Here is a 22897-nt window from a genome sequence, read left to right on the forward strand (position 1 = left end):
GGGAGGCGCGATCACTGCTGGATTTCGTAGTGCGGGTTGTAGATGGCCTTGCAGCCGCTTTCGAGTTTGCCCAGCCGGCCGTGCACCCGCAGGGTGCGACCGGAGTCGATCCCGGGAATGCGTCGCTGCCCCAGCCACACCAGCGTCACCGTGTCGGTGCCGTCGAACAGCTCGGCGCGGACGCCGCCCACGCAACCCTTGGCGTTGGCTTCGACGCTACGCAGTACCCCGACCATGGTGACCTCTTGGCCGCGTTGGCAGTCGATCGCCCGCTGCGCGCCGGTATTGAGCGCCTCGTCGGACAACTCTTCGACGTCACGCAGCTCGGGATCTTCCGTCAATCGCCGAGTCAGCCGGCGCAGGTACCCTTTCGGAGCAGCCATTGCCCTCTCCCTTACTCGTATGCGCACGCTACGGTAGACCTGTTGATTACCTAATGCCACATGACCTGCCCACGGGGTGGCTGACAACACCCAACACGATCAAGAGGTGGCATGGTTCTGCGCGGCGCGACGGCGGTCCTGCTGCCGGGGACCGGCTCCGACGACGACTACGTCCACCGGGCGTTCGCCCAGCCGTTGCAGCATGTGGGCGCGGAATTGGTCACGCATCGCCCCCAACCCGGCCGACTCATCGAGGGCTATCTGGATGCTCTCGATACGGCGGCCGCACGGTCCGGCCCGATCCTGGTCGGTGGAGTCTCGATCGGTGCGGCGGTAGCCGCCGCTTGGGCCCTGCGCCATCCCGAGCGAGCGGTCGGGGTGTTGGCCGCGCTGCCCGCCTGGACCGGCGCCCCCGATGACGCACCGGCGGCCCATGCCGCGCGCTACAGCGCCGAGCAGTTGCGCAACGACGGTCTGGCGGCGGTGGTGGCCCAGATGCGGGCATCGAGCCCGCCGTGGCTGGGCGACGAGTTGACCCGATCGTGGACCGCCCAGTGGCCGCAACTTCCCGACGCACTCGAGGAGGCTGCGGCCTATGTCGCGCCGACGCACGCCGAGCTGGCGACCCTGGCGGTGCCGATGGGCGTGACCGCGGCGGTCGACGACGCAGTTCATCCGTTGCAGACGGCCTCTGAATGGGCCGCCGCGGCCCCGCGCGCGGCGCTGTGCACCGTCACCCTGGACCAGATCGGCATCGACCCGACCGCCTTGGGCACCGCCTGCGTGAATGCGCTGACGATCGCTGCGGGCTGATCGGCTCTCCTCCGTCGAGCCTCGCTAACCGCCGGTGCTGATTCGGCGGTCCAGCTTCGGCTCTCCCCCGTCGAGCCTCGCTAACCGCCGGTGCTGATTCGGCGGTCCAGCTTCGGCTCTCCTCCGTCGAGCCTCGCTAACCGCCGGTGATAGTGCGCAACTGCTGCATCGCGGATCCCTCCACGCTGCGGCGGGCGGCCGGCGCCGGCGGTACGTCGCCGCCTCCGCCGAACATGGCGGCCTGCTGCTGCAGCGCTGCTGCCTGCTGGGCTGCAGCCTGCTCGGCCGCCGCCTGCTGCGCCGCGGCCTGCTGTGCCGCGGCAGCGCGCAACTGCTCGGCCATCGGCTCGGGCAGCCGCACCGGCAACGGGGTACGCACCGGCAGCGGCGTGTCGCCGCGCCGCACCACCGTGTCCGCCAGCGCCTCGCGCGCCTGCTGGGCGAGCACGTCGATGGTCTCGGGCCGACCGTTGATCACGCAGCGCACCATCCAGCGGTAGCCGTCGACACCGATGAACCGGACCGCACCGGTCGCCGATCCGAGCACCTCCCGGCCCCACGGACCGTCGACGATGCTGACCATCGCGTTGTCCCTGCGCAGCGCGTCGGCCAGCTCGCCGGCCACCTCACGCCACAGACCCGCCGACTTGGGCGCGGCGTAGGCGGCGATGTTGAACCGACCGTTGGGCGTCACCAGCCACACCGCGCTGGGGACTCCCGCCTCGCTCAATTCGACCTGGACCTGGGCGCCGGCCGGCATCGGCACCAGCACCGAACCCAGGTCGAGTCGGGCCGTCGCCGCCGCCGCGGGGTCGTCGAAATCTTCGATGTCGAAGGGGCCCTCCAGCTCCTCCGACTCGGACACGAACCCGTCCGCTGCTCCGGAGGCTTCCGGCCCGGCGCTCGTCGGCTCGTCGGCCTCGCCTTTGCCTTTACCCCTACCGAATGCCATCACAGCCGCCCATCTTCATCGCTCTGCCGTCACAAGCCATCACAAGCTCGCGTGCCCACCCGAGGACCCGTGTCCGCCGGAACCACGGGTCGTTGGTTCCAGCCCGGCCTCGTCGAACGAGGCCACCTCGACCAGTTCCGGAAGTTCGACCCGTTGCACCAGCAACTGGGCGATCCGGTCGCCGCGGTGGATCTCAATCGGCGTCGCCGGGTCAAGGTTGATCAACGAGACCTTTATCTCACCACGATAGCCCGCATCGACGGTTCCGGGACTGTTGACAATCGAAAGACCCACCCGCGCAGCCAAACCCGACCGAGGGTGGATAAGGCCGACCATGCCGAAGGGAATTGCCACCGCGATTCCGGTGGGTACCAGCGCACGCTGCCCCGGAGCCAGCTCGACGTCGATCGCGCTGTAGAGGTCGACGCCGGCATCGTCGGCGTGAGCACGGTTCGGCAGGGGCAGATCCGGATCTAGGCGAACAACCGCAAGACTGGGCGACACGAGGCGCAAGACTACTCTTAGCCGGATGTCGGGATCGCGCCTGAACCATCGGGCATCGCAAACAGTGCGCTACAGCGAACAGCTGTGGGTGCCGTGGTGGTGGTGGCCACTGGGGTTCTTGGGCAACGGGCTGATGGCCTACGAAGTCCGCTTGGGCCTGCGCACGCTGCCCGGCTGGCTGCCGTTCGCGGTGTTCTTCGCGATCACCGTCGGCGCCCTGCTGTGGCTGGGACGCATCAAGGTGCGCGTTGTCGAAAGCGGCGGTGAAACGCAGCTGTGGGCCGGCGACGCGCACCTGCCGACCACCGCGATTGCACGCTGCGCCGAGGTCCCGCAGTCAGCCAAATCCGCGGCGTTGGGCCGCCAACTCGACCCGGCGGCGTACGTCGTCCATCGCGGGTGGGTGGGGCCGATGATCTTGGCCGTCGTCGATGATCCCGACGACCCGACGCCGTACTGGCTGGTCAGCTGCCGCAATCCGCAGCGGATGCTGGCGGCATTGCAGGACTAGCGACGATCGCCAGCGCGACGAAGTCGGGCGCAGCGGGTCGTCGCCATCGAGCTAGCGACGATCGCCAGCGCGACGAAGTCGGGCGCAGCGGGTCGTCGCCATCGAGCTAAGCAGGATTGAGCGGGACGGGCCCGGTCAGGCCGCGCAGTCGGTGCAGATCATCACACCGTTCTTCTCACTGGCCAGACGGCTGCGGTGCTGCACCAGGAAACAGCTCGAGCAGGTGAACTCGTCGGCCTGTTTCGGAACGACACGCACCGACAGCTCCTCGCCGGACAGGTCGGCACCGGGCAGCTCGAACGACTCGGCCGATTCGGACTCGTCGACGTCGACCACAGCGGACTGCGCCTCGTTACGTCGCGCCTTGAGTTCCTCCAACGAATCCTCGGAAACGTCGTCGGTCTCGGTGCGCCGTGGGGCGTCGTAATCGGTAGCCATGGTCTTCTCCCCTCAAGTCCCCTCGAAACCCTGCGCGAGCTTTGTACCAGCGTCGAACGCATCCACCAAATGATTCGTGCCCGGATCGCCGTCAGATCAAGTGTGATTTACGTCACATTACGTTGTTGACCACGGTCATCGCCCCCGCGGACGCCCTCTAGAGTGCGTACGTGGTCGCGCAAATCACTACCGGTTCCGAGTTCGACAAACACGGTCGGCCGTTCCGGCGACGCAACAACCGACCGGCCGCTTACGCCTTGGCCGCGCTGGCACTGTTGACCGCCGTGGCATGGACGGTGGCGCTCACCCGCCCGGCCGACGTCCATGAAGTCGCGGTGTGCAATGCCCCGCCGCCGCCGACCGAGCCCGACCAGCCGAAGCTGGGCACTCAGGTGCCGCGCGCCGCGATGATCAGCACCACCCCGGCCAAGCTGGCCGACATCAAGGCCAGGGTCCTCAATGCCAGCGGCCGTGCCGGACAGGCCGCCGACGTCGCCGATGCGCTGCGCGACGACGGCTTCGCCCAGCCGACCGCCGCCAACGACCCCGTCTACGCCGAGGACCGGCTGGACTGCCAGGGCCAGATCCGGTTCGGCCCCGCGGGCCAAGCCGCCGCGGCGGCACTCTGGTTGGTGGCGCCGTGCACGGAACTGTTCCGCGACGACCGTGCCGACGATTCGGTGGATCTGGCGGTCGGCAGTGACTTCGTCAGCCTGTCCCACAGCGACGACATCGAGGCGGCGCTGGCCGGCCTGCGTCCGGACGCCACTGGATTGCCCGACCCGGCGCTGCTGACCAAGATTCATTCCGGCACCTGCTGACAACCGAATCGCCGAAGAGGAGATCCGATGGGCACCGAACCCGCCCCTGCCCCGATCGAGGACCGTCCGATTGCCGGCGCACGGCGGCAACGACGCGGCTTCGGCGTCGACGTCGGCGGCAGCGGCATCAAGGGCGGCGTCGTCGATCTGGACACCGGCGCACTGATCGGTGAACGGTTCAAGCTGCCCACACCCAGCCCCGCCACACCGGTCTTGGTCGCCCAGACCGTCGCCGCGGTGGTCCGGGACTTCGGCTGGACCGGCCCGTTGGGAGTCACCTATCCGGGCGTGGTGGTCGACGGCGTGGTGCAGACCGCCGCAAACGTCGACAAGTCCTGGATCGGGTTGAACGCGCAGCAGACGATCGCCGCCGAACTCGATGGCCAGCAGGTTGTCATCCTCAACGACGCCGACGCCGCCGGGCTCGCCGAGGAGCGCTTCGGGGCAGGCAAGAACAACAGCGGCGTGGTCGTGTTGCTCACCTTCGGTACCGGAATCGGCTCGGCGGTGATTCACAACGGAAAGTTGCTGCCCAACACCGAACTCGGGCATATCGAGGTGGGCGGCAAAGAGGCCGAGCACCGGGCCGCCGCCTCGGTCAAGGAACGCAGGAACTGGTCCATGGAGAAGTGGGCCAAGCAGGTGACCATGGTGCTGATAGCGGTCGAGGACGCGCTCTGCCCGGACCTGATCATCGTCGGTGGCGGCATCAGCCGCAAAGCCGATCGGTGGGTGCCGCTGCTGGGCAACCGGACTCCGGTGGTCGCCGCGACACTGCAGAACACCGCCGGGATTGTCGGGGCCGCGATGGCGTCGTCGACCGACGTGACCCGCTGAATAACGCCCGCTCGGCGATTACTGCCCCGCCCTGTCGTTACAATGGTCGACGGCGGCCGCCTAACCGATAGCGGCGACTATCCCAGTTGATCACCAACTGAAATAGAGCCGACATTCGACATACCCGACACTTTCGGTTGCGCACGACGCTGCAACCCGAAAGTCAGTCCGACCGAAGGGGTGGACGTGGCAGCGAGCAAGGCACAACCGGCGACTGAGGAGCCCAAGAAGGGCAGCGCCACCAAGGCGCCCGCCAAAGCCGCCGTGAAGTCGCCTGCCAAGGCTCCCGCGAAGTCTGCCGGGGCAGCGCCCGCCAAGCGGACCGCGGCCAAGGCCACCAAGGCAGCAGCGCCCGCCAAGAAGGCCACCAAGTCGACGGCGCGTACCGCCGCTGACGGCGCAGCCAAGCCCGCGACCCGGGGTCCGGCGAAGAAGGCCGCCAAGGCCACCAAGGCAGCTGCGAAGAACGCCGACGGCGACTTGGCTCCCGAGGATCTCGAGACCGATGTCGAGCTGGACGGCGAGCCCGGTGAGGGCGACATCGAGGACACCGACCTAGCCATCGACGACATCGAAGACGACGACGCCGACGACGCCACGCCAGGCCCGGCAGCCGTCGCGGCCGGCGGTGCGGCCGATGAAGACGACGACGAGATCGCCGAACCCAGCGAGAAGGACAAGGCCTCAGGCGACTTCGTCTGGGACGAAGAGGAGTCCGAAGCGCTGCGGCAGGCGCGCAAGGACGCCGAGCTCACCGCGTCGGCCGACTCGGTGCGCGCCTACCTCAAGCAGATCGGCAAGGTGGCGCTGCTCAACGCCGAAGAGGAAGTCGAGCTGGCCAAGCGCATCGAGGCCGGCCTGTTCGCCACCCAGAAGATGGCCGAGCACACCGAAAAAGGTGAGAAGCTGGCGGTCGCCTACCGGCGTGACATGGCGTGGATCTGCCGCGACGGCGACCGCGCCAAGAACCATCTGCTCGAGGCCAACCTGCGGCTGGTGGTGTCGCTGGCCAAGCGTTACACCGGCCGCGGAATGGCGTTCCTGGACCTGATCCAGGAGGGCAACCTGGGTCTGATCCGCGCGGTGGAGAAGTTCGACTACACCAAGGGCTACAAGTTCTCCACCTACGCCACCTGGTGGATCCGCCAGGCCATCACCCGCGCCATGGCCGACCAGGCGCGCACCATCCGTATTCCGGTGCACATGGTCGAGGTGATCAACAAGCTCGGCCGCATCCAGCGCGAGCTGCTGCAAGACCTGGGCCGCGAGCCCACCCCCGAGGAACTCGCCCGGGAGATGGACATCACCCCGGAGAAGGTGCTGGAGATCCAGCAGTACGCCCGGGAGCCCATCTCGCTGGATCAGACCATCGGCGACGAGGGCGATTCGCAGCTCGGCGACTTCATCGAAGACAGCGAAGCCGTGGTCGCCGTCGACGCGGTCTCGTTCACCCTGCTCCAGGACCAGCTGCAGTCGGTGCTCGAGACGCTCTCCGAGCGCGAAGCCGGCGTGGTGCGGCTGCGGTTCGGCCTCACCGACGGCCAGCCGCGCACCCTCGATGAGATCGGCCAGGTCTACGGCGTCACCCGGGAGCGCATCCGCCAGATCGAGTCGAAGACGATGTCGAAACTCCGGCACCCCAGCCGGTCCCAGGTCCTGCGCGACTACCTCGACTAGCGCGCCGACATGGCCAAAACACCTCCGCCGGCGGTACTGAGCGCCGTCAACGCGTTTCGTGGTGGCCTGCAGCGGCTGCGCCAGGCCACCGTCCCGGCACCCGTGGCCATCATGGAGCTCGGGTTCGCCGGGTGGCTCACCCAGGCGCTCAGCGCCGCGGTGCGACTGGGCATTGCCGACGTGCTCGCCGACGGTCCGCTGACCGCCGACGAGGTCGCCCAGCACGTGGGCACCAACCCCGGTGCCACGTACCGGCTGATGCGCGCGTTGGCCAGCAACTCCGTGCTCAAACTGCGCCGCGACGGCCGGTTCGCGCTGACCCGCACCGGACGAGCGTTGGTCTCCGACAACCCGGCCAGTGTGGCCCCGATGGTCGCGTTCATCGGCCACCCGGCGCACCGCGAACACTGGTCGAACCTCGAGCACTCGGTACGGACGGGTGAGACCGCTGTCAGCAAGGTTCGCGGAATGTCGTTCTTCGAGTACACCGACACCGACCCCGAACTGGCGCAGGTCTTCAACGACGCCATGACCGGAGCATCGTCCGTCGCTATCGAAAGCGCGGTTCCCGCATACGATTTCAGCAACAGCAAGCTGATCGTGGATGTTGGTGGCGGTCACGGCTCGCTGCTGGCCGCGGTGTTGCGTCAGGCGCCCGACGCCCGCGGCGTGCTGTTCGACCTGCCGCAAGTGGTGGCCGGCGCCGACGCGACGGTGGCGGATGTGGCGTCACGCTGCGACATCCAGGGCGGGTCGTTCTTCTCCTCGGTCCCCGCCGGCGGCGACACCTATCTGCTCAAGACCGTCATCCACGACTGGGACGACGAGCAGTCGTTGGCGATTCTGCGCAATGTCCGGGCCGCCATCGCCCCCGGCGGCAAGGTGTTGCTGTTCGAGATGGTGCTGCCCGAAGGCGCTCCTGCACACCTGGGCCTGGTGCTCGACCTGGAGATGCTGGTTGCCGCCGGCGGACAGGAACGTACCCGCCGCGAGTACGCCGAACTGCTGTCCCAGGCGGGATTCGAGCTGCAGCGCGTGGTGCCCACCACCAGCCCGCTGGCGATCGTCGAGGCACGGGCCGTCTAGGAGCCGTGCCCGGCGCTACGGCGTAGGATCGCCCAGCATGCCGACGGATGACGCGTCACCGGCGACCTTCGCTGCGTTGTTGAAGCGCGCGGCCACCCATGGCCACCGGGTGCCGCCCGAGGCCGATCTGAATCCCGCTGTGCTCGACGCGATCAACGCGGTCGCCGCCGCCTGGCCGCGAGTGCCCGCTGTTTTGATCAACAAGGCGCAAACCACGTTCGCCCGTAGCGAACTCACCCGGGCATCCGCAGCCAAGCCGACAACCCCGATCAACCTCAACCGACCGGGCCGAACACACCGTCCGGGCCGGGCCGATAATCACTGACGCCGATCACCGCAGAGATGGGCAACGGCCCGTACAGATGCGGGAACAGCATGGCCTCCGGGTCGCTTGGGACACCCGGCTCCCAGCGCACCGGCGCACCGACTTTGGCCGGATCCACCTGCAGCAACACCAGATCCGTGCAGCCCCGGTACAGCCGATTCGCGGGCAGGTGCACCTGTTGCGGAGTCGACATGTGCACGAATCCCACGCTGTCCAACGACTCGGGACGCAGCGCGCCGGAGGCCTGCGCGCCCGCCCAGTCGCCGGCGCTGCACAGGTGCACCAAGGCATCGGACGGGTTACCGGACTGCGTCATGTCACCGATCCTGCCGTACCGACGGCAGGGGTGAGACACGACACAGCCGAACCGGGGAACAACGCCGAACGCGCAAGCGTCTGACACACTTGAGAATAACCGCGAGAACGGAGGAGCCCATGAACGCGACTCTGACCAGTCCCGAACTCACTCGGGCTGATCGATGCGACCGGTGCGGTGCTGCCGCACGGGTACGAGCCACGCTGCCCTCCGGTGCCGAACTTCTGTTTTGCCAGCATCACGCCAACGAACACGAGGCCAAGCTGATCGAGTTGGCGGCCGTGATTCAGGTCAGCGCAGCGACCGAGGCGTAACCAGAACCGGCACGCAACACGCCCGTCTGCGCCGATTGTGCAATAGCAGCACGCGTCAGGAATGCTGGGCTGGTCATGAATGACCAGATCCCCAGACCTTCCCGCCACCACCTGCTCCGCATTGCACGTCGCACCCTGGTCAAGAGCTGGGACGATTCGATCTTCGCCGAATCGGCGCAGGCGGGGTTCTGGTCGGTGTTGTCGCTGCCACCCTTGCTGCTGGGGATGCTGGGCAGCCTGTCCTATGTAGCCCCGCTGTTCGGGCCCGACACGTTGGCCACCATCCAGGACCGGCTGATCGGCATGGCCAGCAGTTTCTTCTCCAAGAACGTCGTGGTGGAGATCATCGAGCCGACGGTGCGGGACATCGTGGCCAATGCTCGCGGCGAAGTGGTCTCGCTGGGATTCGTGATCTCGCTGTGGGCCGGATCCTCGGCGATCTCGGCGTTCGTCGACTCGGTGGTCGAAGCGCACGATCAAACTCCGCTGCGGCATCCGGTGCGCCAACGCTTCTTTGCACTGGGCCTCTATGTCGCGATGCTGGTGATCGCCGTGGCCACGGCACCGTTGGCCGCGCTGGGGCCGCATGCGGTCGCCGAGCACCTGCCGGCGCAGTGGACCGACGTGTTGCGGTTCGGCTACTACCCGGCGCTGGTGTTGGGCCTGCTGCTGGCGGTGACCGTGCTCTATCGGGTGTCGCTGCCCAAGCCGCTGCCCTCACATCGGCTGGTGTTCGGCGCGCTGCTGGCCACCACGGTGTTCGTGGTGGCGACGATGGGGCTGCGGATCTACCTGCGCTACATCACCAGCACCGGCTACACCTACGGGGCACTGGCAACCCCGATCGCGTTCCTGTTGTTCGCGTTCCTGCTCGGCTTCGCCATCATGCTGGGTGCCGAACTGAACGCGGCAGTTCAAGAGGAGTGGCCCGCGCAGGCAACCCACCTGCACCAGCTGCGTACCTGGGTGGTGTCAGGGCGGGCCCGAACCGGCCCCGACAACGACGCCACCGATCCGGTCAAGCCTGCTTGAGAGTCGCGTAGATCTTCTTGCAGTCCGGGCAGACCGGCGAGCCCGGCTTGGCCGACTTGGTCACCGGGAAGACCTCACCGCACAGCGCCACCACGTGCGTGCCCATGACCGCGCTCTCGGCGATCTTGTCCTTCTTGACGTAATGGAAATACTTCGGGGTGTCGCCGTCGGTCCCGTCATCGACGCGTTCCTCGGAATCGGTGCGCTCGAGGGTGTCGGTCTGTATGCCCATCTCCCCATTGTGCCCAGAACCGGGGACGATCCAAAACCCCTCGTGCCACCGAATCGTTCGTGTGGGACAGTGGAGTAATGAAGCACGGCCCCGAGCTGGGTTTCGACGACGACGGCCGACCGGTCCTGATCACTGCGGCCGCCCCGTCCTTCGAGCAGCAGCACCGCGAACGGGTACGCAAGTACCTGACCCTGATGGCGTTCCGGGTGCCTGCACTGATCCTGGCCGCGCTCGCGTACGGACAATGGCACAACGGCCTGATTTCGTTGCTGATCCTGGTGGCGTCGATACCGCTGCCGTGGATCGCGGTGTTGATCGCCAACGACCGGCCGCCCCGCAGCGCCGAAGAACCCCGCCGGTATGAAGCGGCACCCACTCGTACGCCACTGTTCCCCACCGGCACCCGCCCCGCCCTGGAGCGGCGCATGCCCCCGGATTCGGGCGGTAGCACCACCGGCGAAGCGCCGTACGGTACCGGTTCTTAGCACATTCTCAAAGTCATTGCCGTATTTCCGCACGTCAGGTGGTGTGGAAACGCGATCGGCCGGGAACTCTGCACGCGTGTCGGGCGTTGACACGTGTGACAGCTGAAGCCGATCAACGGGAGGCCGCAATGGCAAAGGCAGATGCCACCACCAGTCGGATCGACGGCGATCTGGACGCGCAGAGCCCAGCCGCAGATCTGGTGCGCGTGTACCTCAACGGAATCGGCAAGACAGCATTGCTCAATGCCGCCGACGAGGTAGAGCTCGCCAAACGGATCGAGGCAGGGTTGTACGCCCAGCATCTGCTCGACACCCGCAAGCGCTTCGGCGAGAAGCGCAAGCGCGAACTGGCGACGGTGGTACGAGACGGCGAGGCCGCCCGTCGGCACCTGCTCGAAGCCAACCTGCGGTTGGTGGTCTCACTGGCCAAGCGCTACACCGGGCGGGGCATGCCACTGCTGGACCTGATCCAGGAAGGCAACCTGGGGTTGATCCGCGCGATGGAGAAATTCGACTACGCAAAGGGTTTCAAGTTCTCCACCTATGCGACCTGGTGGATCCGCCAGGCCATCACCCGAGGGATGGCAGATCAGAGCCGCACCATCCGGCTGCCGGTCCACCTGGTGGAACAGGTGAACAAGCTGGCCCGGATCAAGCGTGAGATGCACCAGCAGCTGGGCCGCGAGGCCACCGACGAGGAACTCGCCGCCGAATCCGGCATTCCGGCGGAGAAGATCAACGACCTGCTCGAGCACAGCCGCGACCCGGTCAGCCTGGACATGCCCGTCGGCTCCGACGAGGAGGCCCCGCTGGGTGACTTCATCGAGGACTCCGAGGCGATGTCGGCAGAGAACGCGGTGATCTCGGAGCTGCTGCACACCGACATCCGCAGCGTGCTGGCCACCCTCGACGAGCGCGAGCACCAGGTGATCCGGCTGCGGTTCGGCCTCGACGACGGCCAGCCCCGCACGTTGGACCAGATCGGCAAGTTGTTCGGTCTGTCTCGCGAGCGGGTCCGCCAGATCGAGCGCGAGGTGATGGCCAAACTGCGCCATGGCGAACGCGCCGACCGGCTGCGCTCGTACGCCAGCTGACGCCGGCTTCGAGCCGCCCGTCCCCCGCGCCGGCGGGCCGCCGATCTCGGCGGCCCGCCGGCGCTATGTTGTAGCCGCAGCGCCGAGCGTCGCTCGCTAACCGTGTACTCGGCTGCCGAAGTAGACTCAGCTGCGACGGAAGGTGCGGAATGAATGACCTGGTTGATACCACCGAGATGTACCTCAGGACGATCTACGACCTTGAGGAAGAGGGTGTCACCCCGCTGCGTGCGCGGATAGCCGAGCGACTGGAGCAAAGTGGTCCGACCGTCAGCCAGACGGTGTCCCGGATGGAACGCGACGGCCTGCTCAAAGTGGCCGGCGACCGTCACCTCGAACTGACCGAGAAGGGCCGCACCCTGGCCGTGTCCGTGATGCGCAAGCACCGGCTGGCTGAGCGGCTGCTCGTCGACATCATCGGCTTGCCGCTGGAAGAAGTGCATGCCGAGGCCTGTCGCTGGGAACACGTGATGAGCGAGGACGTCGAGCGGCGCCTGGTTCAAGTACTCGACAACCCGACCACATCGCCGTTCGGCAACCCCATCCCCGGCCTGCCCGACCTCGGCTTCGGCGCGGGCTCCGCCGGTTGGGATTCCGACTTGGTGCGGCTGACCGAGTTGCCGGCCGGTTCGCCGGTGGCGGTGGTGGTGCGCCAGCTCACCGAGCACGTCCAGGGCGACATCGACCTGATCACTCGGCTGAAGGAAGCCGGCGTGGTACCCAACGCCAGGGTGACCGTGCAGGCCGATGGCGACGACGGCGTGACCATCGTGATCCCGGGCCACGCCGACGTGAGCCTGCCCTTCGAGATGGCACACGCCGTCAAGGTCCAGAAGGTCTGAAGGCCGCTGCCTCATGCGGCGGTCCCAGCTTCGCCTCTCCTCCGTCGAACCTCGCTGAACCGCCGGGCTCAGCCGGCTTGCTGACCGAACCCCTGCCGCTGCGGTAGCTGCACCCCGATCTGCTGCGCCAGCCGATAGCCGGTGTCTGCCAATCCGCGGATGCGCTCCGGCCGCAGCCCCGACTGCAACGCGGTGTCGAGCAGGCCGGCCATCCGATGTCCGGGCTCGCCGCGCAGGGCGGCCTCCAGTGAGACCCCGGCCAGCGGCCCGTCTCCGCGTGCGTAGGCGCTGAACGCCAGCAGCACCAATGCCTCGGCTCGCCACGGCTCGGGCAGGGTCCGGGCCAACACCGACCAGAGCCGCTCGGCGTCGGCGGCGCGTTCACCGATTGCCAACCCGCACAGGGTGTCCCGGACCCGTACGTCGGTGAGCGGGCAAGCGAGCCGGGCCAGCTCCGCAACGGTCGGTTCCCGACCGCCCGCCAGCGTAACCAGAGCGGCCAGCACCCGCTCGACGTCGCGGCGTGCTCGATCCGGGCTGTTGCCCTCCTCCACCGCCCACTGCGCCGCACAGTCGTCGATCGCCGCGGCCACCGCGGCACAGCGTGCCGCGTCATCGGGGGCGATCACCGCCTGCAGGTCGGCGCGCCGGGCATACAGCCGCCTGCCTTCCAACACCGCTGCGGCCGCCAGCGGCGAGGCCTCCGGATCGTCCACCGGACCACCGACGCCGCAGCCGTCGGCACAGCGCCAACGCCCGCCATGGGCCACCTGGTCCACCACATGCGCACCGAGCAGCACGATGCCGTGGCCCGACAACTCCTCGGCCAGCGCAGCGGTCAGCCGGCGGTGCTGCTCGTTGCAGACTGGGCAGCACGCCCCCGCAGCATCGACGATCACCGCGATGGCCGCTGCCGGAGCGGCGGCCGCGGCGACGTCGGCGAGCCGGCCGACGGTGTCCACGAGCGCCTCCGAGAGATCGACCCGCAGCACCGAGCCCAGTTCACCCCCGTCGAGCGACACCAGGATCAGGGATCTCTCCGGCACGAAGCCGAGGATCGCCGGCAGCGCAGCGATCAGTGCTCCGGGCCGATTCAGTGTGAATTCCGGTTGCTTGGTCGTCATGGCAGCAACAGTGACGACCATCACCGTCATCGAGGGCGCACCAGCTCGGCACAGGCCCTCGCATTGTGGATGGACCCGCAACTGTGCATCGATGCGCCTTCGAGATGCAGGACGCGCCGAAAGCGCGTAAGTGTCTGTGTCATGGATTCGAAGAGGGAATACGACGTCATCGTGATCGGCTCGGGCCCAGGCGGACAGAAGGCCGCCATCGCGTCGGCCAAACTCGGCAAATCTGTCGCCCTGGTCGAACGCGGCCGCATGATCGGTGGGGTCTGCGTCAATACCGGGACCATTCCGTCAAAGACCCTGCGCGAGGCCGTGATCTACCTGACCGGGATGAATCAGCGCGACCTGTACGGAGCCAGCTACCGGGTCAAGAACAAGATCACCCCCGCCGATCTGCTCGCCCGCACCCAACATGTGATCGGCAGAGAAGTGGAGGTCGTACGTAACCAACTGATGCGCAACCGTGTCGACCTGTTGGTCGGCCACGGGCGTTTCATCGATCCCCACACGATCGTGGTCGAGGGACAGAACGGCAACGAGACCACCACCGTCACAGCCGACTACGTCGTCATCGCCACGGGAACAGAACCCGTTCGGCCGCCGGGGGTGACATTCGATGAAGAGCGCGTACTCGACTCCGACGGGATCCTCGATCTGAAGTTCATTCCGGCGTCAATGGTGGTGGTCGGCGCCGGCGTGATCGGTATCGAGTACGCCTCGATGTTCGCGGCGTTAGGAACCCGAGTGACCGTGGTGGAGAAACGGGACTCGATGCTGGAATTCTGCGATCCAGAGGTGGTCGAAGCCCTGCGTTTTCACCTGCGCGACCTCGCCGTCACCTTCCGGTTCGGCGAGGAGGTGACCGCCGTCGACGTCAGTTCGAGCGGCACCGTCACCACCTTGGCCAGCGGTAAGCAGATCCCCGCCGAGACGGTGATGTACTCAGCCGGCCGCCACGGCCACACCGCCCACCTCGATCTGGCCAAAGCCGGTCTGAACAGCGACGAGCGTGGCCGCATCGTCGTGGACACAACGTTCAAGACGTCGGTGGATCACATCTACGCGGTCGGCGACGTGATCGGCTTCCCCGCGCTGGCCGCAACCTCGATGGAGCAGGGCCGGCTGGCCGCATACCATGCCTTCGGCGAGCCGACCGATGGGATCACCGAGCTGCAGCCGATCGGGATCTACTCGATTCCGGAGGTCTCCTATGTGGGGGCAACTGAATTGGAGCTGACGCGCAGCGCGATCCCCTACGAGGTGGGCGTGGCCCGCTATCGGGAACTGGCTCGCGGCCAGATCGCCGGTGACTCCTACGGAATGCTCAAGCTGCTGGTGTCGACGACCGATCTGACGCTTCTCGGCGTGCACATCTTCGGCACCAACGCGACCGAGATGGTACACATCGGCCAGGCCATCATGGGGTGCGGCGGAACGGTGGAATACCTGGTGGACGCGGTATTCAACTATCCGACTTTCTCCGAGGCATACAAGAACGCCGCATTGGACGTCATGAATAAAATGCGTGCCCTGCAGCAATTCCGCGGCTAGCGGCCCCGCTGGAGGCCATTTCACCGCTCAGCGAACGCCGCCGGCGCCGTGGAATCCCCCGGTGCCCGCGTACGTTGTCCACCACATGCGCGCACGGTTTTCCGGCGTGGCCCCCGGTGGGGGAAAATAGACGGTGCGATCCCTTGCGATCTGCACAATGAGGAGGCGACGGCGATGGCCGACTACCCGGACAACGGTCCCGACCGGGGCTGGCAATACCAGCCCGAGCAGAGCGGCATGTACGAGCTGGAGGTTCCGGCACCCCAGGTGATGTCGGCGGACGGCGAGGGGCCGGTCCTGATCCACGCCCTGGAAGGCTTCTCCGACGCCGGCCATGCGATCCGGCTGGCGGCCAAGCACCTCAAGAGCAAGCTGGACAGTGAATTGGTGGCGTCATTCGCGATCGATGACCTCCTCGACTATCGGTCGCGGCGACCGCTGATGACGTTCAAGTCCGACCACTTCACCCACTACGCCGAGCCCGAGCTGAGCCTGCACGCGTTGCGGGACAGTGCAGGTACCCCGTTTCTGTTGCTGGCGGGCATGGAGCCCGACCTGAAATGGGAGCGGTTCATCACCGCTGTACGACTGCTGGCCGAGCAGCTCGGGGTACGGCGGACCATCGGCTTGGGCACGATCCCGATGGCCGTTCCGCACACCCGGCCGGTGACGCTCACCGCACACTCCAACAACCGTGACCTGATCAGTGAATTCACCCCGTGGATCACCGAGGTTCAGGTTCCCGGCAGCGCGTCCAACCTGCTGGAGTACCGGATGGCGCAGCACGGCCACGAGGTAGTCGGTTTCACCGTGCACGTACCGCATTACGTTGCCCAGACGGACTATCCCGAGGCCGCCGAGGCGCTGCTCAAGCAGGCCGCCCAGACCGGCGCACTGGAGTTGCCGCTCGCCGAGCTTCGCGATTCCGCGGCCGAGATCCGGACCAAGATCGACCAGCAGGTCGAGGCGAGCGCCGAAGTGGCCCAAGTGGTCACAGCGCTGGAACGCCAGTACGACGCCTTCATCACCGCCCAGGAGAATCGCTCGCTGCTCTCCCGCGACGAGGAGCTGCCCAGCGCCGACGAGCTCGGCGCCGAGTTCGAGCGGTTCCTGGCGCAGGAGGCGAAGAAGAACCTCGACGGCGACGACTGAGGTCCGTGCCGCGCGCTACCCGGTTCGACGCAGCGTCGCGGTGAGATGGTTCTGCGCGGGTTGGCCGACCGCACCCATGTCCAGCGTGTAGGACAACTCATCGCCGTCGAGGCGATAGTGGCGGCCTAACACCGTGACTTCTTTGGCCGTCGGTGCCAGTCCGATCGTCGGTGCGGACATCTGCAGTTCCACGCCGTCGCCGGTGACCGTGTAGCTGCCGACCTCGATCTCCGTGATGCCGCTGGGGTGCGCCAGCACCCATTCGATCTGGCCCGGCTGCGGAACCCGCAGGTAGCCGGTTTCGGCATGCAGCGGCAGGCCTTCGGTGGGCGACTTCGTCTTCTGCCCGTAGACCAGGAACGGCTTACCGACGTGCGAGAACACCACCTCTTCGAGGTAGTCGAACGGCGCGATCGTGGGATACACCCCGGACCCCCGGCCTGACCAGGTGCCCAACAGCGGGGCCAGCTCCACAAGGTTCGGATGCAACTCGGGTGCCATGCCGCCAGCGTAGTGCGCGGCGGGGGCCCGTACGGCTCAACCGGTGCTGGGCATCTCGCGATGTTCGCGCAGGGCCTCGATCTCCCGCTCGAAGTCGGCGGCCGAGGAAAACGACCGGTACACCGAGGCGAATCGCAGATAGGCCACTTCGTCGAGTTCGCGCAGCGGACCCAGGATTGCCAGGCCAACCTCGTGGCTGGGAATCTCCGGCGAACCCGCCGCTCGCACAGCGTCTTCCACCTGCTGAGCCAGCAGGTTCAGCGCGTCGTCATCGACCTGGCGGCCCTGGCAGGCCCGGCGGACCCCGCGCATGACCTTCTCCCGGCTGAACGGCTCGGTGACGCCACTGCGTTTGACCACCGCGAGCACCGCGGTTTCCACCGTGGAGAAACGCCGGCCGCATTCCGGACAGGAACGACGGCGGCGGATGGCCTGGCCTTCATCGGCCTCGCGGGAATCCACCACCCGGGAGTCTGGATGGCGACAAAACGGGCAGTGCATTGCCGCTCCTTCGCCGTGCCGGGAACCCGGGTCTTCAGAGAACTGAGACTCCGCGGGCCACTGGGACAACTGCGAGCGTACCTGCGCGGGTTGCCGGCGGCGCCCCGCAGTGGCCGCAAGCGGCGGCCGAACCGACACTGCGACCTCAGCCCAACGGCGCGATCAGCGTCTGACCGGCGTCGAGGGATACCGACTCCAGGCTGTTCAGTTCGCGGATGCGCTCGATGACCTGTCCGGCCGGTGCGTCCGGTGCCACCCGGGCCGCCAGGTGCGCCAAGCTCTCCCCGCTCTGGACGCGCACCACGCCTAGCTGGTCGGGCACGGCTGAGGTACTGCCGGCCGCGGCCGCGCCGAATTGGGCGATGAGCCCGAGCCACACGGTGATCCCGGCGGCGATCAGGGCCAGCACGACGGTGGTCGCCGGGGTGATGGCCTTAACGGGCTGCGGCCGGTGCGGCGCACGTGACATCAGCACTCCGGCACCGCGGTGGCGCAGCGGGGCGCCGCCGGGCCGCTGCCGGGCCAGCCGTGCCGGCTGGGTCCGGATCGGGTATGCGCGACCCGACGTCCGGGGACCGTGATGCGCCCGGGTCCGCTCGTACTCGGCCGGCTCGAACGACGGAGCGATCGTGTCGATGAGCATCATGTCCGGTTCTCCCTCACTCGGCGTCGGCGACCGTGTTCGCTCGACTGTTCGAATACTAATCGATTGTATGTTCGATATCCGAACATGTGATCGAATCGTTGTCGAAAACATTAGCGAAGGGGTCCGACAACTCGGGGGCCAGTTCGAACGTCCGCGCGACACACCTCGAACACATGTTTGATTAATCGCAGCTATGCGACTAGATTCGCCCCCATGAGTGACAGCAGCAGCAACGTGGCGGGCCCGGACTCAGCGCTGACCGCACGGCAGCGCACCATCCTGAACGTCATCCGCGCTTCGGTGAACGAACGCGGTTACCCGCCGAGCATCCGCGAGATCGGCGACGCGGTCGGGCTGACCTCGACCTCCTCGGTTGCCCACCAGCTGCGCACGCTCGAGCGCAAGGGCTATCTGCGCCGTGACCCCAACCGTCCCCGCGCTGTCGACGTGCGTGGCCAGGAGGACCTGACCGGCGCCGCCGAGGCCGCGCAGCGCACCGAATTCGCCGGTTCCGATGCACTGCCGGAGCCCACGTTCGTTCCGGTTCTGGGCCGGATCGCCGCCGGCGGGCCGATCCTGGCCGAGGAAGCCGTCGAGGATGTGTTCCCACTCCCCCGCGAGTTGGTCGGTGAAGGGGAACTGTTCCTGCTCAAGGTGGTCGGCGAATCGATGGTGGACGCCGCGATCTGCGACGGCGACTGGGTGGTGGTGCGTCAGCAGAACGTCGCCGACAACGGCGACATCGTGGCCGCGATGATCGATGGCGAAGCCACCGTCAAGACCTTCAAACGCACCGGCGGCCAGGTCTGGCTGATGCCGCATAACCCGATCTTCGACCCCATCCCGGGCAACGACGCGGTGGTGCTGGGCAAGGTCGTGACCGTCATCCGCAAGATCTGACCATGTTCGCGCCGTGCCCACCTTTCGATGAGGAGTCGGCGCGCCACAAGGTGCAGGCCGCCGAGGATGCCTGGAACACCCGGGATCCCGCGCGGGTGGCGCTGGCCTACACCGAGGACTCGGTGTGGCGTAACCGCGACGAGTTCATCACCGGGCGCGCGGAGATCGAGGAATTTCTGCGACGCAAGTGGGCCGCCGAACGCGACTACGCGCTGCGCAAAGAGCTGTGGTGCTATCAGGGCGACCGAATTGCGGTGCGCTATCAGTACGAATGCTGCGACGCGGACGGTCAGTGGTGGCGCAGCTACGGCAACGAGCTCTGGGAGTTCGCCGCGGACGGCCGAATGAGCCGCCGCGAGTCGAGCATCAACGACGTCCCCATCACCGCAGAGCAGCGACGCATCTTCGGGCCGCGCCCGCAGCGCGAAGATGCGTCACTGCCGCTGCAGTGATCAGCCGGCCCTGGTGAAGCCGTTGAGCCGCGCCGCGTCCTCGGTGGCGAACCAGATCTCGGCGAGGGTGTCGTCATACAGCGCGTTCTGCGGGGTGTAGTAGAGCCCCGAACCGATGTTCGCCTTGATCGGGTAGCCGGTCGGCTGCTGATAGGGGTCGTCCAGCGGCAGGTGCATCACCGGATGTACCGATTCGTCCATGCCGAAGGTGCGCGTTTCCGCGGCGCCGCCGAACGTGCGCGTGTCCGCGCCACCACCGAACCCGCGGGGCTCCGCGGCAGAGCCGAATGCGCGCGGGTCCGATCCGGCACCTCCGTGGCCCACGGCGTGCCGCCCGGTACCGAACTCATCCTCGGTCACCACCCGGGTGGGGGCGGTGTCGGTGTCGTCATCGTCGTCGGCTTCCGCCTCGGCCTCGTGCTCGCCGTAGTGCAGCCACGGCGCATCCGGGATCGACGAAACAGGCAGTTCGGGCTCGGACGCATACGGCGAGGCGCCGTACCGACTGGGCAGCCGGACCGTGCCCTCGTTCTCACGGTGGTCTTCGCGCCGGTCGTGGTGGGCCCACTGCTCGTCATCGTCGTCGTAGTCGTCGGCTACCGGGGCCGGCACGGCAACCGGTGCGCCCGGCAGCACAGCGGCCGGCCGCCGCCGCTGCCACCACATCGCGGCCCCGGCGAGTGCGCCCAGCACCGCCAGCACCACAACCGGAATCAGCACCCACATCCAGTTCCAGTGCGACTCGGTGGTTGCGCCATTCGAGGTGGACTTGCTGCCTTCAGGCAGGTTCGCTCCGGGAATCTGCAGGCCCGACAGCGATTGCGCCAGGTCGGCCGGTTCCGTGCTGAACGTATTGCTGGCCTGGTTCCAGGCGATCGACCCGCCGGTGAACTTCTGCGACACCACATCGCCCTCGACGGTCTGGTCCCCCACCGGGGCGCCCAGCTTTCCGGAGGCTCCGTCGAGCTTGTCCCAGGCCTCCTTCATCGCGCTGCGCACCACGAAGGCACCGTTGTCGGGGCTGAAGAAGATCACCGGTTCGTCGTCGGCGGCGAACGAATTGAATCTGCTGCCAGAGATCGCTCCGTCAGCCGTGCTGGTGATCGGGAATCCCAGGTCGCTTCCGGCCGGACCACCCAACGACTCGTACTTGGCCAGCACGTCGCCTACCACCGCATTGGCTCCGGTCACCGGGCTGAAATAGACCTTGCCGTGCGCGAAGTCCTGTCCCACGCCGCCGTTGTCGCCGACGGGGTACTGGTCGCCCTGCTTGGCCCCGAGTGCTCCAGCGGGCCCGCCGGCCGTGCGCCAGGCCTGGTCAATGGCCGCGGTCGGGTCGACCTGGGCCTGCAGATCAGCCAGCTGCGCAGCCAATTCCGGCGGAACCGTGGTGAACGTCCGGGTCGCACTGTCGAAGGACAGCGTGCCGGCGCTGAACTTCTGGGTGACGACGGCGCCGTCGTAGCTCTCGTCCTCGACCGGGACGCCGAGCGCACCGGTGGAGCTGCCCAGCTTGTCCCAGCCGGCGTTGATGGGTCCACGCACCACGTGAGCGCCGTGCTCGGGCGTCCAGAAGATCACCGGGTTGTCGGCGCCGGACAAGATGGCCACCCGACTGTCGGGGACCAAGCCGGGCACTTCGTCGCTGCTGGGGAATCCGAGGCCGTTGTCGGCCGCGCCACCCAGCGCCTCGTACTTGTCCAGGATCGCGCCGTAGATCGCCTTGGCGCCGGTCTCGGGGGTGAAGAAGATGGTGCCACCGGCGAAGTCCTGGGCGAACCCGACACCGGCGGGGTGCACGTCACCCTTGGGCGCACCCAGCGGCGATCCGTCGCCCCCGGCGGCCTGCCAGGCCGCCGTGATGGCGTCGTGGGCATCGCCGTCGGGCGTCGCCGCAGCGGTCTGCACCGACAAGAGCACGGTGACCGTCGCCGCGAGGCCGAGCGCCATGCGCACCGCCGTCTTGCCGAACCGATCTTTCCGACTAGTCACCAGCCCTCCCAGGCATCATTATCGACGTTATCGACGCAAATGTTTCCGGCATAGACTTTCCCGCAATCGGCCCGAATTTCGAAGCCATGTCATCGATATTGCGGAAACAGATACCCACCCGATGCTGAATTGATGCCAAAGCCGCCGCCGTAAACGGAACGAGGGGCGCTACCAAACATGCTGGTAGCGCCCCTGGCAGCGCCCCGCTGGGCGCCCAAATCGTTCCCGATTGCCTCGGCTAGACGCCGAGGCTGCGGCCGATGATCTCTTTCATGATCTCGGTGGTGCCGCCGTAAATGGTCTGAACACGGGCATCCAGATAAGCCCGCGCAACCGGGTATTCACGCATGTAGCCGTATCCGCCGTGCAGCTGCAGGCAGCGGTCGATCAGGTGCACCTGCTTCTCGGTGGAGTACCACTTAGCCATCGCGGCCTGCTCGACGGTCAGCTTCTTGTCCAGGTGCAGCTTCACGAACTCGTCGACCATCATCCGCACCACGGTGGCCTCGGTGGCCAGCTCGGCCAGCAGGAACCGGCTGTTCTGGAAGCTGCCGATCGGCTTGCCGAACGCCTTGCGCTCCTTGGTGTACTGGATCGTCTGCTCCAGCACCGCCTCCATGGCGCCCGCGGCCATGATCGCGATCGAGATCCGTTCCTGCGGCAGGTTCTGCATCAGGTAGATGAAGCCCTTGCCCTCCTCGCCGAGCAGGTTCTCCACCGGGACGTGCACGTCGGTGAACGACAGCTCTGCGGTGTCCTGGGCGTCCAAACCGATCTTGTCCAGGTGACGGCCGCGCTCGAAGCCCTCCATGCCGCGCTCCACGACCAGCAGGGAGAACCCCTGCGCGCCCTTGTCGGGGTCGGTCTGGGCGACGACGATGACCAGGTCGGAGTGAATGCCGTTGGTGATGAACGTCTTGGAGCCGTTGAGCACATAGTGGTCGCCGTGCTTGACCGCGCGGGTCTTGATGCCCTGCAGGTCACTGCCGGTGCCGGGCTCGGTCATCGCGATCGCGGTGATCAGCTCACCGGTGCAGAACTTCGGCAGCCAGCGCTGCTTCTGCTCCTCGTTGCACAGTTCCAGCAGATACGGCGCGCAGACGTCGTTGTGCAGGCTGAAGCCCAGCCCGCTGTAGCGCCCCGCGGTGACTTCCTCGGTGATGATCGTGTTGTAACGGAAGTCCGGGTTGCCGCCGCCGCCGTACTCCTCGGGCACCGCCATGCCCAAGAATCCCTGTTTGCCGGCTTCGAGCCACACGGAGCGGTCGACGATCTTGGCCTTCTCCCACTCCTCCTGGTAAGGCGCGGCGTGGCGGTCCAGGAAGGCGCGGAACGACTCCCGGAACAGTTCGTGTTCGGCCTCGAACAGGGTTCGCTGGTACTTGATTGCGGCACTCATTGCCTGACCTC

Annotated in this window: 28 protein-coding genes; 16 read left to right on the plus strand and 12 right to left on the minus strand. The window is 67.2% G+C overall.

The window, feature by feature from the left end; genetic code table 11:
- Positions 1-11: 11 nt before the first annotated feature.
- Positions 12-383 (minus strand): OB-fold nucleic acid binding domain-containing protein, encoded by a 372-nt coding sequence (locus ACJH71_RS16600; RefSeq protein WP_024441567.1) that lies wholly within the window; start codon positions 381-383, stop codon positions 12-14.
- Between the two features lie 111 nt (positions 384-494).
- Between ACJH71_RS16600 and ACJH71_RS16605 the strand changes: the two genes are divergently transcribed.
- Complete coding sequence (locus ACJH71_RS16605) at positions 495-1196, plus strand: alpha/beta hydrolase (protein ID WP_406759090.1); 702 nt, start codon at positions 495-497, stop codon at positions 1194-1196.
- 136 nt (positions 1197-1332) lie between these two features.
- On the opposite strand, the gene ACJH71_RS16610 is transcribed toward ACJH71_RS16605, so the two are convergent.
- Both ACJH71_RS16610 and dut read right to left on the minus strand, forming a co-directional pair.
- Positions 1333-2148: a DUF3710 domain-containing protein gene (locus tag ACJH71_RS16610; protein ID WP_406759091.1), complete on the minus strand. Its 816-nt coding sequence runs from the start codon at positions 2146-2148 to the stop codon at positions 1333-1335.
- 39 nt (positions 2149-2187) lie between these two features.
- Positions 2188-2652, minus strand: coding sequence for a dUTP diphosphatase (gene dut / locus ACJH71_RS16615; protein WP_406759092.1), 465 nt, complete (start codon positions 2650-2652; stop codon positions 2188-2190).
- Positions 2653-2677: 25 nt separating this feature from the next.
- Between dut and ACJH71_RS16620 the strand changes: the two genes are divergently transcribed.
- Entirely contained in the window at positions 2678-3163 is a 486-nt protein-coding gene (locus tag ACJH71_RS16620; protein WP_406759093.1) for a DUF3093 domain-containing protein, read from the plus strand.
- Between the two features lie 135 nt (positions 3164-3298).
- Here ACJH71_RS16620 and ACJH71_RS16625 read toward each other — a convergent pair whose 3' ends face one another.
- Entirely contained in the window at positions 3299-3601 is a 303-nt protein-coding gene (locus ACJH71_RS16625) for a DUF4193 domain-containing protein (protein ID WP_013829371.1), read from the minus strand.
- Between the two features lie 170 nt (positions 3602-3771).
- Between ACJH71_RS16625 and cei the strand changes: the two genes are divergently transcribed.
- The 5 genes from cei (at position 3772) to ACJH71_RS16650 (ending at position 8347) form a co-directional block, all read left to right on the plus strand.
- A complete protein-coding gene (gene cei, locus ACJH71_RS16630) occupies positions 3772-4422 on the plus strand; it encodes an envelope integrity protein Cei (RefSeq protein WP_406759094.1) in 651 nt (216 codons plus the stop codon).
- Between the two features lie 27 nt (positions 4423-4449).
- Positions 4450-5259, plus strand: a complete 810-nt coding sequence (gene ppgK, locus ACJH71_RS16635; RefSeq protein WP_406759095.1) for a polyphosphate--glucose phosphotransferase — start codon at positions 4450-4452, stop codon at positions 5257-5259.
- Positions 5260-5445: 186 nt separating this feature from the next.
- On the plus strand, positions 5446-6936 hold the full coding sequence (locus tag ACJH71_RS16640) for an RNA polymerase sigma factor (RefSeq protein WP_406759096.1): 1491 nt from the start codon (positions 5446-5448) through the stop codon (positions 6934-6936).
- A gap of 9 nt (positions 6937-6945) precedes the next feature.
- On the plus strand, positions 6946-8022 hold the full coding sequence (locus tag ACJH71_RS16645) for a methyltransferase (RefSeq protein ID WP_406759097.1): 1077 nt from the start codon (positions 6946-6948) through the stop codon (positions 8020-8022).
- 37 nt (positions 8023-8059) lie between these two features.
- The gene (locus ACJH71_RS16650) at positions 8060-8347 is read left to right on the plus strand and encodes a hypothetical protein (RefSeq protein WP_406759098.1); all 288 of its coding nucleotides are present in this window, start codon (positions 8060-8062) and stop codon (positions 8345-8347) included.
- On the opposite strand, the gene ACJH71_RS16655 is transcribed toward ACJH71_RS16650, so the two are convergent.
- The gene (locus ACJH71_RS16655; RefSeq protein ID WP_406759099.1) at positions 8298-8663 is read right to left on the minus strand and encodes a DUF952 domain-containing protein; all 366 of its coding nucleotides are present in this window, start codon (positions 8661-8663) and stop codon (positions 8298-8300) included. The genes ACJH71_RS16650 and ACJH71_RS16655 overlap by 50 nt on opposite strands.
- 119 nt (positions 8664-8782) lie before the next feature.
- Between ACJH71_RS16655 and ACJH71_RS16660 the strand changes: the two genes are divergently transcribed.
- Positions 8783-8977 (plus strand): hypothetical protein, encoded by a 195-nt coding sequence (locus tag ACJH71_RS16660; RefSeq protein ID WP_046285837.1) that lies wholly within the window; start codon positions 8783-8785, stop codon positions 8975-8977.
- Positions 8978-9052: 75 nt separating this feature from the next.
- The gene (locus ACJH71_RS16665) at positions 9053-10009 is read left to right on the plus strand and encodes a YihY/virulence factor BrkB family protein (RefSeq protein WP_406759100.1); all 957 of its coding nucleotides are present in this window, start codon (positions 9053-9055) and stop codon (positions 10007-10009) included.
- Here ACJH71_RS16665 and ACJH71_RS16670 read toward each other — a convergent pair.
- Complete coding sequence (locus tag ACJH71_RS16670; protein WP_036458716.1) at positions 9996-10235, minus strand: DUF3039 domain-containing protein; 240 nt, start codon at positions 10233-10235, stop codon at positions 9996-9998. The two genes, ACJH71_RS16665 and ACJH71_RS16670, sit on opposite strands and share 14 nt — an antisense overlap.
- Before the next feature lie 65 nt (positions 10236-10300).
- Between ACJH71_RS16670 and ACJH71_RS16675 the strand changes: the two genes are divergently transcribed.
- From ACJH71_RS16675 to ACJH71_RS16685, 3 genes are all read left to right on the plus strand, one after another.
- Positions 10301-10726, plus strand: coding sequence for a DUF3099 domain-containing protein (locus ACJH71_RS16675; protein WP_406759101.1), 426 nt, complete (start codon positions 10301-10303; stop codon positions 10724-10726).
- Between the two features lie 128 nt (positions 10727-10854).
- A complete protein-coding gene (locus ACJH71_RS16680) occupies positions 10855-11820 on the plus strand; it encodes a sigma-70 family RNA polymerase sigma factor (RefSeq protein ID WP_085263651.1) in 966 nt (321 codons plus the stop codon).
- A gap of 149 nt (positions 11821-11969) precedes the next feature.
- Positions 11970-12662, plus strand: a complete 693-nt coding sequence (locus ACJH71_RS16685) for a metal-dependent transcriptional regulator (RefSeq protein WP_406759102.1) — start codon at positions 11970-11972, stop codon at positions 12660-12662.
- A 68-nt stretch (positions 12663-12730) separates the two neighbouring features.
- On the opposite strand, the gene ACJH71_RS16690 is transcribed toward ACJH71_RS16685, so the two are convergent.
- Positions 12731-13786, minus strand: a complete 1056-nt coding sequence (locus ACJH71_RS16690) for a DUF4192 domain-containing protein (RefSeq protein ID WP_406759103.1) — start codon at positions 13784-13786, stop codon at positions 12731-12733.
- 141 nt (positions 13787-13927) lie between these two features.
- Here ACJH71_RS16690 and sthA point away from each other — a divergent pair, with 141 nt between their 5' ends.
- On the plus strand, positions 13928-15343 hold the full coding sequence (gene sthA / locus ACJH71_RS16695) for a Si-specific NAD(P)(+) transhydrogenase (protein WP_406759104.1): 1416 nt from the start codon (positions 13928-13930) through the stop codon (positions 15341-15343).
- 174 nt (positions 15344-15517) lie between these two features.
- A complete protein-coding gene (locus ACJH71_RS16700) occupies positions 15518-16495 on the plus strand; it encodes a proteasome assembly chaperone family protein (RefSeq protein ID WP_406759105.1) in 978 nt (325 codons plus the stop codon).
- Between the two features lie 15 nt (positions 16496-16510).
- Here ACJH71_RS16700 and ACJH71_RS16705 read toward each other — a convergent pair whose 3' ends face one another.
- From ACJH71_RS16705 to ACJH71_RS16715, 3 genes are all read right to left on the minus strand, one after another.
- Positions 16511-16996: a peroxynitrite isomerase gene (locus ACJH71_RS16705; protein WP_406759106.1), complete on the minus strand. Its 486-nt coding sequence runs from the start codon at positions 16994-16996 to the stop codon at positions 16511-16513.
- A gap of 36 nt (positions 16997-17032) precedes the next feature.
- The gene (gene nrdR / locus ACJH71_RS16710) at positions 17033-17497 is read right to left on the minus strand and encodes a transcriptional regulator NrdR (RefSeq protein ID WP_406759107.1); all 465 of its coding nucleotides are present in this window, start codon (positions 17495-17497) and stop codon (positions 17033-17035) included.
- A 145-nt stretch (positions 17498-17642) separates the two neighbouring features.
- A complete protein-coding gene (locus ACJH71_RS16715; protein ID WP_406759108.1) occupies positions 17643-18143 on the minus strand; it encodes a LysM peptidoglycan-binding domain-containing protein in 501 nt (166 codons plus the stop codon).
- 213 nt (positions 18144-18356) lie between these two features.
- Between ACJH71_RS16715 and lexA the strand changes: the two genes are divergently transcribed.
- Positions 18357-19043, plus strand: coding sequence for a transcriptional repressor LexA (gene lexA / locus ACJH71_RS16720; RefSeq protein ID WP_406759109.1), 687 nt, complete (start codon positions 18357-18359; stop codon positions 19041-19043).
- A 2-nt stretch (positions 19044-19045) separates the two neighbouring features.
- Entirely contained in the window at positions 19046-19495 is a 450-nt protein-coding gene (locus ACJH71_RS16725) for a nuclear transport factor 2 family protein (RefSeq protein ID WP_406759110.1), read from the plus strand.
- Here ACJH71_RS16725 and ACJH71_RS16730 read toward each other — a convergent pair whose 3' ends face one another.
- Together ACJH71_RS16730 and ACJH71_RS16735 are read right to left on the minus strand one after the other, a co-directional pair.
- Entirely contained in the window at positions 19496-21445 is a 1950-nt protein-coding gene (locus ACJH71_RS16730) for an LGFP repeat-containing protein (RefSeq protein WP_406759223.1), read from the minus strand. It abuts the gene before it with no gap.
- Positions 21446-21725: 280 nt separating this feature from the next.
- Complete coding sequence (locus ACJH71_RS16735; RefSeq protein WP_406759111.1) at positions 21726-22886, minus strand: acyl-CoA dehydrogenase family protein; 1161 nt, start codon at positions 22884-22886, stop codon at positions 21726-21728.
- Between the last annotated feature and the right edge of the window lie 11 nt (positions 22887-22897).

Source organism: Mycobacterium sp. SMC-15 (assembly GCF_045310925.1).
Taxonomy (GTDB): domain Bacteria; phylum Actinomycetota; class Actinomycetes; order Mycobacteriales; family Mycobacteriaceae; genus Mycobacterium.

Excerpts from the sequence above, each read along its gene's own strand:
- ACJH71_RS16605 (WP_406759090.1), top strand. The coding sequence starts at position 495 with ATGGTTCTGCGCGGCGCGACGGCGGTCCTGCTGCCGGGGACCGGCTCC.
- ACJH71_RS16600 (WP_024441567.1), bottom strand. The coding sequence starts at position 383 with ATGGCTGCTCCGAAAGGGTACCTGCGCCGGCTGACTCGGCGATTGACG.
- ACJH71_RS16725 (WP_406759110.1), top strand. The coding sequence starts at position 19,046 with ATGTTCGCGCCGTGCCCACCTTTCGATGAGGAGTCGGCGCGCCACAAG.
- ACJH71_RS16735 (WP_406759111.1), bottom strand. The coding sequence starts at position 22,886 with ATGAGTGCCGCAATCAAGTACCAGCGAACCCTGTTCGAGGCCGAACAC.
- ACJH71_RS16620 (WP_406759093.1), top strand. The coding sequence starts at position 2,678 with ATGTCGGGATCGCGCCTGAACCATCGGGCATCGCAAACAGTGCGCTAC.
- ACJH71_RS16700 (WP_406759105.1), top strand. The coding sequence starts at position 15,518 with ATGGCCGACTACCCGGACAACGGTCCCGACCGGGGCTGGCAATACCAG.
- ACJH71_RS16645 (WP_406759097.1), top strand. The coding sequence starts at position 6,946 with ATGGCCAAAACACCTCCGCCGGCGGTACTGAGCGCCGTCAACGCGTTT.
- ACJH71_RS16655 (WP_406759099.1), bottom strand. The coding sequence starts at position 8,663 with ATGACGCAGTCCGGTAACCCGTCCGATGCCTTGGTGCACCTGTGCAGC.
- ACJH71_RS16730 (WP_406759223.1), bottom strand. The coding sequence starts at position 21,445 with ATGGCGCTCGGCCTCGCGGCGACGGTCACCGTGCTCTTGTCGGTGCAG.
- ACJH71_RS16665 (WP_406759100.1), top strand. The coding sequence starts at position 9,053 with ATGAATGACCAGATCCCCAGACCTTCCCGCCACCACCTGCTCCGCATT.
- ACJH71_RS16680 (WP_085263651.1), top strand. The coding sequence starts at position 10,855 with ATGGCAAAGGCAGATGCCACCACCAGTCGGATCGACGGCGATCTGGAC.
- lexA (WP_406759109.1), top strand. The coding sequence starts at position 18,357 with ATGAGTGACAGCAGCAGCAACGTGGCGGGCCCGGACTCAGCGCTGACC.
- ACJH71_RS16610 (WP_406759091.1), bottom strand. The coding sequence starts at position 2,148 with ATGGCATTCGGTAGGGGTAAAGGCAAAGGCGAGGCCGACGAGCCGACG.
- ACJH71_RS16705 (WP_406759106.1), bottom strand. The coding sequence starts at position 16,996 with ATGGCACCCGAGTTGCATCCGAACCTTGTGGAGCTGGCCCCGCTGTTG.
- ACJH71_RS16625 (WP_013829371.1), bottom strand. The coding sequence starts at position 3,601 with ATGGCTACCGATTACGACGCCCCACGGCGCACCGAGACCGACGACGTT.
- nrdR (WP_406759107.1), bottom strand. The coding sequence starts at position 17,497 with ATGCACTGCCCGTTTTGTCGCCATCCAGACTCCCGGGTGGTGGATTCC.
- ACJH71_RS16650 (WP_406759098.1), top strand. The coding sequence starts at position 8,060 with ATGCCGACGGATGACGCGTCACCGGCGACCTTCGCTGCGTTGTTGAAG.
- ACJH71_RS16685 (WP_406759102.1), top strand. The coding sequence starts at position 11,970 with ATGAATGACCTGGTTGATACCACCGAGATGTACCTCAGGACGATCTAC.
- ppgK (WP_406759095.1), top strand. The coding sequence starts at position 4,450 with ATGGGCACCGAACCCGCCCCTGCCCCGATCGAGGACCGTCCGATTGCC.
- sthA (WP_406759104.1), top strand. The coding sequence starts at position 13,928 with ATGGATTCGAAGAGGGAATACGACGTCATCGTGATCGGCTCGGGCCCA.
- ACJH71_RS16660 (WP_046285837.1), top strand. The coding sequence starts at position 8,783 with ATGAACGCGACTCTGACCAGTCCCGAACTCACTCGGGCTGATCGATGC.
- ACJH71_RS16690 (WP_406759103.1), bottom strand. The coding sequence starts at position 13,786 with ATGACGACCAAGCAACCGGAATTCACACTGAATCGGCCCGGAGCACTG.
- ACJH71_RS16715 (WP_406759108.1), bottom strand. The coding sequence starts at position 18,143 with ATGATGCTCATCGACACGATCGCTCCGTCGTTCGAGCCGGCCGAGTAC.